This is a genomic window from Streptomyces sp. NPDC088762, assembly GCF_044750905.1.
GTDB lineage: Bacteria > Actinomycetota > Actinomycetes > Streptomycetales > Streptomycetaceae > Streptomyces.
On record NZ_JBIVKT010000025.1, the window covers coordinates 51,731 to 62,512 of the forward strand.

Here is a 10,782-nt window from a genome sequence, read left to right on the forward strand (position 1 = left end):
CATCCATCTCGCCGACGGCAAATCAACCCAGACCAGCCAATTCCAGCCTCGCCGGCGTTTGAGGCGCGGGGCCCGGGGCGGAGCCCCGATCTCTAAGCCGCACACGCCCCCCAAGGCCAGCCACACCCAGCCCCGTCGGCGCTTGAGGCGCGGGGCCCGGGGCAGAGCCCCGATCTCTAAGCCGCACAGGCCCACCAAGGCCAGCCACATCCAGCCCCGCCGGCGCTTGAGGCGCGGGGCCCCGGGGCCGCGCCCCGGCCACGCCCCCTCACCACCCGGCCCGCACCGCCTCCACCCCGAGGAACTCCGCCTCGGTCCGATACTCCCGCTCCCGCCCGTCGGCCACGAGACTGGGCAGCAGGAGCCCCCACAACGCCCCCACCTTCCCCCGCAGCTCCCCGTACGACATCCCGGTCCCCCACATGACCTCGATCCCGCACGCCGCAGCCGCGACCAACGCCTCCGCGCTCTCCCACCGCCGGCCCGCCACGGGCAGTTCCCCCGCGTCCCGCGCCAGCCGGAGCAACGTGCACACCGCCGAGATCCACGCCCCGTGGAAGTCCACGACCACCGGCCGCGCCCCCACGACCCCCCGCGGCCCGGCCCCACCGCACTCCTTGGTGATCCGGAAGCTCGCCGGGATCGCCGGCTCCTCGTGCAGCGTCCGCGCCAGCCAGTGCGTGATGTCGATCAGCGCCTGCAACGGCGAGACCCCGTCCTCACGCAGCGCCCGCACCGCATCGTGCAACAGCGCGCACCCGCGCTGCTGCACGGCCTCCGCGAGCTCGTCCTTGGAGGCGAAGTGAAAGTACAGCGCCCCCTTCGTCACCCCGGCCGCGGCCGCGATCTCGCCCAGTGTCGCGTTGGCGTAGCCGTTCCGGTGGAACATCTCGGCCCCGGCATAGACCAGCCGCCTCCGGGTCCGCTCCGACCTCTCCTGCACCGAGCCGTCTCCTCTCGCCCCCGACAGTCCCCCGGGCCCTCACACCCCAGAACGAACCGGCCCCCAGCGCTCAGACCCGTACGAGCCTTTCGCCCCCCGGCTCCGCATTGGCCTCGGCCAGGCTCTCCGGCCCCGCCATCAGGATCGACCGCTGCAACCGCCGCAGCGCCACCGACGGCTCCAGCCCCAGCTCGCGCACCAGCGTCCCGCGCAGCCGCTGGTACACGTCCAGCGCCTCGCCCCGCCGCCCCGACCGGTGCAGGGCGAGCATGAACTGCCCGTGCAGGTTCTCGTGGGTCCGGTACCGCGTCACCAGCACCGTCAGCTCGGCCAGCAACTCCCGGTGCCGCCCCAGCCGCAGGTCGGCCTCGATCCGCTGGTCCAGGGCGCACAGCCGCGTCTCCTCCAGCCGCCGGGTCTCCATGTCCAGCTGGACCCCGCCCTGTACGTCGGCGAAGGCCGGCCCGGACCACAGGGCCAGTGCCTCCCGCAGCAGCCGCGCCGCACCGGGGAAGTCCCCGGCGTCCATGGCGCGGTAGCCGGTCCCCGCGAGCCGGTCGAACTCCCGCACGTCGAGGGTCCCGCCGCCACTGTTCAGCAGATAGCCGCCGGGCAGCGTGACGAGAATGTCCTTGGCGGTCCGCTGCTCACCCCCAACGGCACCCGCATCAGCCCCCGCACCCGCACCACGCTCAAGGGCGTTGGCGATCAGCGCACGCAACTGCAGCACATACGTCTGGAGCGTCGTACGCGCACTGCGCGGCGGCTCACCCGCCCACAGCTCCTCTATCAGTGCCGATACGGGCACCACCTGATCGGCATGGAGGGCCAGGAGCGCCAGGACCTGCCGGGGCTTGGGGGCGGTCGGCGTGATGGAGATTCCGTTCTCCCGCACCGCCAACGCGCCCAGTACATCGATGTCCACGCCGTACTCCCCTGTCCTTGGATGAGTCGCTCAGTCAGTAGAAAACAGGACCGACGGTTTGTCAATATCAAACCGGTCGTGCTGTTTTGGAGACCAGCGATACCCCACCACCACTCAAGTACCCACCCTGAGCTGGGATTTCACGCACATCGCCCGCGACGAAACCGCCACAGCATCCCTCGATCACGCCTCAACGAGGGTCACAGGAGCCCACTCCACCCCACCACAAACAGACCACGCGGTCCGGTCCGGAGGCGGCCGAAGCCACCAAGGACCCCCACGCCCCTCGATGACCCAACAACCCCAACGACCCCTACAGCCCCGTCGACCCCTCCGGCCTCAGCCCCTCCAGGGCCCCGCCCGCCGCGAGCCGCGGCAGCATCAGCGTCCAGTACCGGGTCAGGGTGTGCGGCGCGACCCACTCCCGCTCGTACGCGCCCAGGACTTCCAGCCCCACGGTCGCGGCCACCACCCCGCGCGCCGCGTCCTGCGGGGAGAGCCCTTCGGCGAGGGACCCCTCCCGCGCCGCGGCCGCCACGGTCTCCTCGACCCACAGCCGCCACTGCCGGCGCAGGTCGACCGCGCCACTCCAGGAGGCGTCGGAGCACAGCCCGAAGCCGGCCCGCACCACCACGTCCTGCGCGAGCAGCGCCATCAGCGCATGCGTGGCGTCGACCAGTGCCTGCAGCGCGTTGCCGCCGGCCCCCGCCCCCACGGCCCCCGCCCCCGCGGACCGCGCCGCGGCGGCCGTGATCCCGCGCAGCTCCTGCGCGGCCCGGTCCTCCACGGCCTGCGCGAGCACGGTCTTGCTGCCGAAGTGGAAGTGCAGGCCTCCTGCGCTCACCCCGGCCCTGCGGCTGATCATCGCGATCGACGCGGTGACGAACCCCTGCTCCGCGAACACTTCCGCCGCCGCGCGTACGAGGGTTTCCCGCGTGCGAGCGGCACGCTCCTGCTTGACCATGGAGTCTCCACAAACCGCCAACGCGGTTTGCCCAAACGGGGTACAAGATCTTTACAGCCACAGTCTGCGGCTCCACCGGAGCCCGACTCGCGTCCCACTGGAGCGGTCTACCCCACCACACCCGGCAGCCACGGAAACGAAGCCACGGACCGCATGCCACGGAACGGGAAGTCCCGCCAGCCCCCAAGGCCCCCCGACTCCCCCGACTCCCCCCGAAGCAGCCTCAGGACAACGCCGGCTCGGCCTCCCGCGCCGTCCCCGGCCCCGGCCCGAGCCCCATCTCCGCGGTCACCCGCTGCCCCCGGTCGGGGGCCATGTCCAGCCTGCCGAGCATCGCCGGCGTGGCGATGCTCGGGCAGATGTGCTGGTAGACGCCGGACACCCGCTGCTCGATGTCCGCGCGGTCGCTGAGGGTCTGTGAGTAGATCTGCGCGCCCGTCCAGCAGGCGGAGAGGATCCAGGCCGTCTCGGCCGGGTCCACGTGCGGCAGCAGTTCGCCCTGCTCCTTCGCCTGGGCCAGCAGGGCCCGCGTGAACTCGATCCAGCCCGGCACCGATCCGCCGCCGAAGATCTCGCGCATGCCCGGCCCCAGGGAGAGCCGGGCACCCGCGCTCAGCATGGGTTCGCGCTTCATCCGGTACGCCATCACCATGGCGACGTCGACGAGTTCCTGCAGCTTGCTCTCCCGGTGCGGCACCCCGCCCTCGGCGAACTGCTCGTCGAGCACGCCCTGGGCCAGCTCCTGCTTGGAGGAGAAGTGGAAGTAGAGGGCGCCCTTGGTGACACCCGCCCGTGAGAGGATGTCCGCGATGGTGGCCGCGTCGTAGCCGCGCTCGTCGAAGACCGCCGCCGCCGCTTCCAAGATCGCGCGACGCGTACGTACCGCACGCTCCTGCCGTGCCACGGGTGCCTCCGTTGTCCATGGGTTCGTTACGGCCGGATCCCCATGACGGGGGTCCACCACCCCATTAAAACCAACCAGAAGGTCCGATTTTTTTCAAGCAGCTCATGCCCAACCCCCACGTGATCAATCAGTCACTCCCGCCTCCGCCCCCAGCAGCACCGGCAACTCCCGCAGCCCGTTGGAGATGAACGACTCCACGCGCGGCAGCTCCCCCGACTCCGGTGCCACCACGACCGTGCCCGGGAACCTCTCGAAGTACCGCCGCACCGCGATCCCGCACTCCAGCCGCGCCAGGTTCGCACCCAGGCAGTAGTGGGTACCGAAGCCGAAGGACAGGTGCTGCCCGCGCGTCTCACGCGTGACGTCGAACCGCTCCGCGTCCGCCCCGTGCACGGCGGGGTCCCGCCCCGCCGAGCCGAAGGACACGATGATCGGGTCGCCCTGCGGGATCACCACCCCCTCGCCCATGTCGATGTCCTCCACCGCGAACCGCAGCAGCCCGTACGAGGCCGGCGACTCGATCCGCAGCGCCTCCTCGACCACGTCCTCCCAGGAGGCGAGCCCCTCCCGTACGAGCGCCAGCTGGTCGGGGTTGCGGAGCAGTTCGTGCAGCGCCGTACAGATCAGGTTGACGGAGGTCTCGTACCCGGCCGTGAAGAGCAGGATCAGGTTGTCGACCAGTTCCTTCTCACTGAGCTGCGGCTGCCCCTGCGGGCCGTCGGCGTCCCGGGCCGCGATCAGCGCGCTGGTGATGTCGTCTCCGGGGTGCGCCCGCCGGTAGGCGACCAGGTCGGCCATCGTGACGTCCAGGTCCGCCGCGTTGCGTTGCGCGTCCTCGGCCGTGATCGCCGTGTCGAAGAAGCCCTTGATGATCTTGTGCAGGGGCGCCCACGAGCGCTCCGGTATCCCGAACAGCTCGAAGACGATCCGCGTCGGCAGCTCGTGCGCGAACTCCGTGCGCAGGTCCACGACCTGACCGGGCGGCAGCGCGGCCAGCCGGTCGAGCAGCCCGTCCACGACCTCCTCGATCCTCGGCCGCATGCCGGCCACCCGCCGCGTGGTGAAGGCGGCGGCGACCGGCTTGCGCAGTCTCGTGTGCTCGGAGCCGTAGGCGGTGATCATGTTCTGCACGGACACCCAGATCGCCAGCGGCCACTCGGCGCCGACCTCCCCGTTGATCCACGCCGGCCAGTGGCGGTAGGCGTCCTTCGACACCCGCGGATCCACCAGCAGCCTGCGTATGTCGGCGTGCCGGTTGACGGCCCAGGCGGTCACCCCGCCCGGCAGCAGCACCCGCGTCGCGGGCGCCTGTTCACGGATGAGCGCTGCCTCGGCGTGTACGTCCGCACCGGAGACGTCGATCGCAATCGGGCACTGACGGTTCATCTGAAGCTCTCCAGGATGGACGGCGGCATGTCGGCGACAGGGCGCATCCGAGTGTCCACGCCCTGCAGTTCAAAACCGCCCATCCGGTTCTTGTTTCACCGGCGGCGGCCCCGAGTCTGGCACGACCCGTCCCGCATGCCAATGGTTTTCGGGGCCGGGTCGACCCCGAGCCAACGACCTGCGGCGGGCTTGCATTCTCCCGGCTGAACGGCGGGCGCCAACACCCTGTCGGACCGGCGCATATGACCGGAAGACCGGCTCTCACTTGGGACGGGAGCCGCCGCATCCCGCTCGAGATCACCCACCCGGATATCCGCTGGTAGGCGTCATGCGGACAGTCCGTAATCCCCGCTTCCCCCGTGCCGGCGCCGGTGCACATGCGATATCCGTTGCCTCGTGGCACCTTGCAAACAAAACCGGAGAGTACGTATCTTGCGTCTCGCGTGAGCAACCCGTCCTACCCGTCCCACCCCCGTCCCATCCGTCAAACGGCTCTGCGGGAGTAGTCCATGACCATGCTGACCATCAGGAACGACGCACCCGTCCTCCCGCTGCCGGGAGCGGGGGAACCATGGATGCGCTGCAACGACGCCCGCGGCCTGACCACCACGGTGCCCAGGGAGTACGTCCACCGCAGATCTCTCGCCGAGGTCTTCCTGACCGGCTGCGACCGCATCGGCGTCGACTCCTTCTCCCTCACCGGTCAGTGGCCGCGCGCCCACACCTTCTTCACCAGCGCCGACGGCACCAGCCACGACCCGGTACAGGCCGGCGAGACCATCCGCCAGGTCGGGCTCTACCTCTGCCACGCCGTCTACGGAGTCCCCCTCGGCCACAACGTCCTGCTGTGGAGCCTCGACTTCACGTCCCGGCCCGAGCGGCTGCGCATAGGCCGCAGCCCGAGCGACCTCGACATGACCGCCGTGTGCACGGACTTCGGCTGGAAGGGGAACCGTTTCTCCGGCTTCCTCGAAGTGGACATCCGCCGTGACGGCGAACTCGCCGGCTCCGGCACCGCCCGCTTCAGCTGCGTCGCCCCCGCCACCTACCGCCGACTCCGCGGCGACCGGGGCCTCCTGGGTTTAACGCGGCCGCTGCCCCGCCTCACGCCGGTGGCCGCCGCATCCGCCGGCCGGCTGCTGCCCTTCGACGTGGTCCTCGCCCCCACCGACCGGCCGGACCGCTGGCAGCTGAGCCCCGACCTCGACCACCCGATCCTCTTCGAGCACGCCAACGACCACCACCCCGGCATGGTCCTGGTCGAGGCCGCCCGGCAGGCCGCCTGCGCACTCCACGCCCCCGGCGGTTTCGTCCCCTCGGGCATCGCCACCGAATTCCACCACTATGCCGAACTGGACGCCCCCTGCTGGGTCGACGCCACCCTCGTCTCCCCGGGCCACGTCGTGGTCACCGGCCACCAGGAGGGCCGCACCGTCTTCCGCTCCACGGTGACCGGCGCCGCCTGACCGCCCGCCGGCGGCTTCAGCCGATCACCTGTCCCCGGTACCAGTCGGCGTACTGACCGAACGCCTCCGAGAACCGCGGCCCGGGCGAGGCCTCCAGCCGTCCCCACAACCGCCCGCTGTCGTACCAGTGGTCCACCGCGAACAGCGACACCCTCCGCCGCAGCACCGGATCCGGCTCCCCCGGGCCCCCCAGCAGTTCCAGCGCCCCGGGCACGTCCACGTCCCCCGTCGGCAGCGGCAGCCCGAGTTCCCGTACGACCGTCTCCACCAGCTCCCGCGCGCTCACCGGCTCGGGATGGCAGGCGTGCAGCACACCCCCCGTGTCTTCCTCCCGTACGGCCAGCTCCGCCAGCGCACCCGCCAGCGCATCCACCGACACCATGGACATCCGGGCCCGCCCGCCGTCCACCCAGTGCGGCAACCGCGCGAGCAACCGCACCAGCGACGGCACCACCCAGCGGTCGCCCCGCCCGTACACCAGATGAGGCCGCAGCACCGTCCCCCCGGCCGCCAGCACCAGCCGCTCCCCGCCGAGCCGGGTCACACTGGTCACCGACTCCGGCTCCTCGGGGAGCTCCCCCTCCACCGCACCGCGGTGCGCCCCGTCCCGGTACACGGCCGCCGTCCCCAACTGCACGATCCGCCGCACCCCGGCCCGCTCCGCCTCCGCGACCAGGGCACGTGTCCCCTCCACGTTCACGGCCCGGCACTCCTGCGCCGACCCCCCGATCCGCGAGGCCAGGTGCAGCACCGTCCCGACGCCGTCACACACCCCCCGCAACGACTCACCCCGCGCCAGGTCCCCCCGTACGCCCTCCACACCCGGCGGCACATCGGCCCGGTGAACGAGCGCCCGCACGCGCACGCCCTGCTCGACGAGCCGCCCCACGACAGCAGAACCGACGAACCCCGCAGCCCCGGTCACCAGCACACTCTGGCTTTCTCTCTTCATCACGGGCCCCATTCCACCGTGTTACCGTCGCGCCGTGACCTCGGTATCGAACAAATCTCTCCTGGCGGGCAAGTCAGCGCTGATAACGGGCGCGAGCGCCGGCATAGGGGCGGCCGCCGCCCGGGTGTTCTGCCGCGAGGGCGCCTCGGTGACCCTCGTCGCCCGCCGCGAGCCCCAACTCGCCGACCTCACCGAGGAACTGCGCGCCGCCGGCCACCAGGCCCAGTACGTGGTCGCCGACGTCTCCCACACCGAGGACGTGGCCCGCGCGGTCGCCGCGGCCGTCGCCACCTACGGCCGGCTCGACGCGGCCTTCAACAACGCGGGCATCGGCGCGACCCCCAAGCCCATGCACCTGCTGGACGAGGAAACGTACGACAGCGTCATGGACACGAACGTCCGCGGCGTCTGGAACTGCATGCGCCACGAGATCCGCGCCATGCTGACCACCGGCGGCGGCTCGATCGTGAACAACAGCAGCACCGCCGGCCTGGTGGCCACGCCGGTGACGGCGACCTACATCGCGTCGAAGCACGCGGTCCTGGGCCTCACCAAGGCGGCCGCGTGCGAGTACGCCGCCCAGGGCATCCGCGTGAACGCCATCGCCCCGGGCGCCACGCGCAGCGAGATGATCGACGCCTGGCTCCGCGAGAACCCGGCCATGGAAGAGGTCCTCCTCCAGTCGGCCCCCCTCCCGCGCATGGCCTCCCCCGAGGAGATCGCCGAGTCGGCCGCCTGGCTGTGCAGCGACCGCGCCTCCTTCGTCCTGGGCACCACCCTGTCGGTAGACGGCGGCTGGACCACCCGCTGACCCCGCCGACGCATCGGGACCGTTAACGCCGTTAACGCCGTTAACGCCTCCGTCGGTCCAGGCCCCCACCATTAACGCCGTTAACGCCACCCGCCCGACCGGCCTCCCCATTAACGCCGTTAACGTGCCCGCATCCCCAAGGCGACAGAGACACTCCACGCACCCACCATTAACGCCGTTAACGCTCCCGACACCCACGCCCTGCTCCGCTCGCGGAACCCCTGGATGTCCCGTCTCACCGGACCTTGACGGGTGTCCGGGGCTCGTTCGGGGCTTGTCGACGTGGGTTGGCACGTTGGGTCCTTGTCACCGGTAGCAGGGTGGCGCACCCTTGCCGCTCCGGGATCGGATGAGCGGGGCGTCTGCAACGGGGGCTCCGCATGGGGAGGGACATGTGAACAGGCGTGATCTGGTGGCGTTAGTGGGCCGTCGGGCAGCACTGCGGTACTTGCTGGCCGGTATCGCTGCTTCCGCCGTGTCAGGGTGCGGGAGCCCGGTGGAGAAGGCGATCACGGCGTACGCCAAGGGTTCCTGGAGGTTCACGACCAACGCGGACTTCGACGGGGTGCTGACCATCACCGGCGACGGGAGGTGGTCCGAGACCCGGTTGGGCCTCTCAGGTCGGTGGGAGTACGACCCCTCTCGCCTCACGGTCATCATGGACGGCGTCGACAGTGAGAGCGCGAGGCAGAACCCGTACCTCATCCCGTCGGTTCCCGAGCGCGCCAAGGAGGCCCTTTCCCGGGAGTACTCCCTGAGCGGCGGCTGGTCGGCCAGCCTCGGCGAGAAGGTGAAGGTACGCCGGGACAAGGATGCCGTGGTCCTGGAGTTCGAAGACTTCTCGGACGGGAACGCGGGCTCCCCCGAGCACATCGAGTCCCTGATTTTCACCCTCACGCGCCTGGAGGGCTCGTCCTGACCCTGGCATGAGTGGCGAGGCCAACCGCCGGTGAGACCTGCACCCACGAGCCCAGCCGACTCAGCCATCGTTAACGGCGTTAACGTTCCCCGGCACCTGGCCATCTCCACCCCCACCCACGCCGACCGTTAACGCCGTTAACGCTGCGCGCCGCCCAGCCACCCGTCACCTCTCACCGCCGATGACCCGTCCGGCAGCCCACATCTGATGCGCCCCGTCACCATGGGCGCCGTTAACGCCGTTAACGCCGTTAACCAAGAGCCTGTCGTCCCGGATCCGCAGGCGGCGAAACCAGGGCAGCTGGGCGAACGCCCGCTCCACTACCCAGCGGCGAGTGCCGAGCCCGGAACCGTGCTCGGTCCCGCGACGGGCGATCATCGGTTCCGCACCAAGCTCCCAGACGGCCCCGGCCCATTCGGCCAAGGAGACGCCGACGGGTCATGCCAGACCCGTAGCTTCAGCTCCCGAGTGCTCCAACCCCCTCAACGATCTTTCTCGCCGCTAACGCCCGCCGGCCTCCGCCACCCGGTCCCGGGCCATCCCGTTAACGCCGTTAACGCTCCACCACTCGCGCAGGGGACCCGTTAACGCCGTTAAGGCTGTCCGGCAGATCACGCCGTGCGGCCCCATCGGCGCTGAATTGCTGTAGCGACCCGCCGAAGAAGGAGCTGGGTGCAGCCTGGACAAGCACGCCCGGCGAACCGTCCGCAACGGCCTCCACGTCGACCTGCGACTAGACCCAGCGGAGACCAAGGACGGAGCCAGAGCCAGAGCGGATCGAGGCGACGGTGACGGTGACGTGGAAGACATCGCCGCGCCTGTCGCATCTCGGGACGGTGCGCCTGATCTGGCGACAACGCAGGTAGCGACGGGTCGCGATCGGAGGACGTACGCCTTGTCGCCGCCGAGACGGTCGGGCCGCGTGCAAGGGCATCCGCCACTGGCGAAGGGACGAATGATCAGCAGGACCACGCGGCGGCATCCCCCCACACCGGCGAGGTGGACCTCGCAGGTCCCCCGCCCCGGGAGCGTCCGAGTCCCTCGTCGGGGCGCGGTGCTGCCGGGGCGTACGTCTCCTCCCGGCACTCGTGCCGGTTCCCTACGGGCTCAGACAGCGTGCCGATGCGCGCGCCCCGGCAGGCGGTCGAATCGACGCTCACCGTCGACAAGTCGATCCGGTCTTCCGCGTCGACGTCGGTCAGGAGGGCCACCAAGATCCGGTCCCAGACGCTGTCCGCCGACCAGCTCCGTGCCGTTCGTACACGGCCTTCCATGGACCGAAAGGCAGACGGACTGCCCCATGGAACCCACCACGCAGTCGGTACAGGCTCCCGCTGATGACCCCGAGCTGACCGGCCCAACGGACTCCCACTTCCCGGACATCGGCAGATGCGGCTTCAGCCAGGCCCAATCCTCATGCGCCCAAATCTCCCCGCCCCGTCCCAAGCCACGACGCTCCCATGACCCGCCGCACGAGCCTCACAGCGTTAACGCCGTTAACGCCCACCGCGT

9 protein-coding genes and 2 pseudogenes are annotated in these 10,782 nt (G+C 70.7%); 3 read left to right on the plus strand and 8 right to left on the minus strand.

Annotation, left to right across the window (positions count from 1 at the left end; all coding sequences use genetic code 11):
* Positions 1–268: 268 nt before the first annotated feature.
* From ACIP5M_RS34775 to ACIP5M_RS34795, 5 genes are all read right to left on the minus strand, one after another.
* Positions 269–943 carry a ScbR family autoregulator-binding transcription factor gene (locus ACIP5M_RS34775; RefSeq protein WP_401204755.1) on the minus strand — a complete coding sequence of 225 codons (675 nt, stop codon included), beginning with the start codon at positions 941–943 and terminating at the stop codon, positions 269–271.
* Between the two features lie 70 nt (positions 944–1,013).
* On the minus strand, positions 1,014–1,868 hold the full coding sequence (locus tag ACIP5M_RS34780; protein WP_401204758.1) for a BTAD domain-containing putative transcriptional regulator: 855 nt from the start codon (positions 1,866–1,868) through the stop codon (positions 1,014–1,016).
* Positions 1,869–2,181: 313 nt separating this feature from the next.
* Positions 2,182–2,832, minus strand: coding sequence for a ScbR family autoregulator-binding transcription factor (locus tag ACIP5M_RS34785; RefSeq protein ID WP_401204761.1), 651 nt, complete (start codon positions 2,830–2,832; stop codon positions 2,182–2,184).
* Between the two features lie 223 nt (positions 2,833–3,055).
* A complete protein-coding gene (locus tag ACIP5M_RS34790; RefSeq protein ID WP_401204764.1) occupies positions 3,056–3,736 on the minus strand; it encodes a ScbR family autoregulator-binding transcription factor in 681 nt (226 codons plus the stop codon).
* A gap of 123 nt (positions 3,737–3,859) precedes the next feature.
* Complete coding sequence (locus tag ACIP5M_RS34795) at positions 3,860–5,122, minus strand: cytochrome P450 (RefSeq protein ID WP_401204766.1); 1,263 nt, start codon at positions 5,120–5,122, stop codon at positions 3,860–3,862.
* A gap of 509 nt (positions 5,123–5,631) precedes the next feature.
* On the opposite strand from ACIP5M_RS34795, the gene ACIP5M_RS34800 reads away from it, so the two are divergent.
* On the plus strand, positions 5,632–6,588 hold the full coding sequence (locus ACIP5M_RS34800) for a ScbA/BarX family gamma-butyrolactone biosynthesis protein (protein WP_401204769.1): 957 nt from the start codon (positions 5,632–5,634) through the stop codon (positions 6,586–6,588).
* A 16-nt stretch (positions 6,589–6,604) separates the two neighbouring features.
* On the opposite strand, the gene ACIP5M_RS34805 is transcribed toward ACIP5M_RS34800, so the two are convergent.
* Complete coding sequence (locus ACIP5M_RS34805) at positions 6,605–7,513, minus strand: NAD-dependent epimerase/dehydratase family protein (protein WP_401204771.1); 909 nt, start codon at positions 7,511–7,513, stop codon at positions 6,605–6,607.
* Positions 7,514–7,574: 61 nt separating this feature from the next.
* Between ACIP5M_RS34805 and ACIP5M_RS34810 the strand changes: the two genes are divergently transcribed.
* Together ACIP5M_RS34810 and ACIP5M_RS34815 are read left to right on the plus strand one after the other, a co-directional pair.
* Positions 7,575–8,351, plus strand: a complete 777-nt coding sequence (locus ACIP5M_RS34810) for an SDR family NAD(P)-dependent oxidoreductase (RefSeq protein WP_401204773.1) — start codon at positions 7,575–7,577, stop codon at positions 8,349–8,351.
* A gap of 496 nt (positions 8,352–8,847) precedes the next feature.
* Positions 8,848–9,270, plus strand: a complete 423-nt coding sequence (locus tag ACIP5M_RS34815; RefSeq protein WP_401204776.1) for a hypothetical protein — start codon at positions 8,848–8,850, stop codon at positions 9,268–9,270.
* 261 nt (positions 9,271–9,531) lie between these two features.
* On the opposite strand, the pseudogene ACIP5M_RS34820 reads toward ACIP5M_RS34815, so the two are convergent.
* Together ACIP5M_RS34820 and ACIP5M_RS34825 are read right to left on the minus strand one after the other, a co-directional pair.
* A pseudogene (locus tag ACIP5M_RS34820) lies at positions 9,532–9,660 on the minus strand (IS5/IS1182 family transposase); the annotation flags it as partial.
* A 343-nt stretch (positions 9,661–10,003) separates the two neighbouring features.
* Positions 10,004–10,732 (minus strand): annotated as a pseudogene (locus ACIP5M_RS34825) (IS5/IS1182 family transposase).
* Positions 10,733–10,782 lie beyond the last annotated feature (50 nt).

What these genes read in the sequence shown, in the direction of transcription:
- ACIP5M_RS34785 (WP_401204761.1), bottom strand. Translation starts at nt 2,832, where the DNA reads ATGGTCAAGCAGGAGCGTGCCGCTCGCACGCGGGAAACCCTCGTACGC.
- ACIP5M_RS34795 (WP_401204766.1), bottom strand. Translation starts at nt 5,122, where the DNA reads ATGAACCGTCAGTGCCCGATTGCGATCGACGTCTCCGGTGCGGACGTA.
- ACIP5M_RS34800 (WP_401204769.1), top strand. Translation starts at nt 5,632, where the DNA reads ATGACCATGCTGACCATCAGGAACGACGCACCCGTCCTCCCGCTGCCG.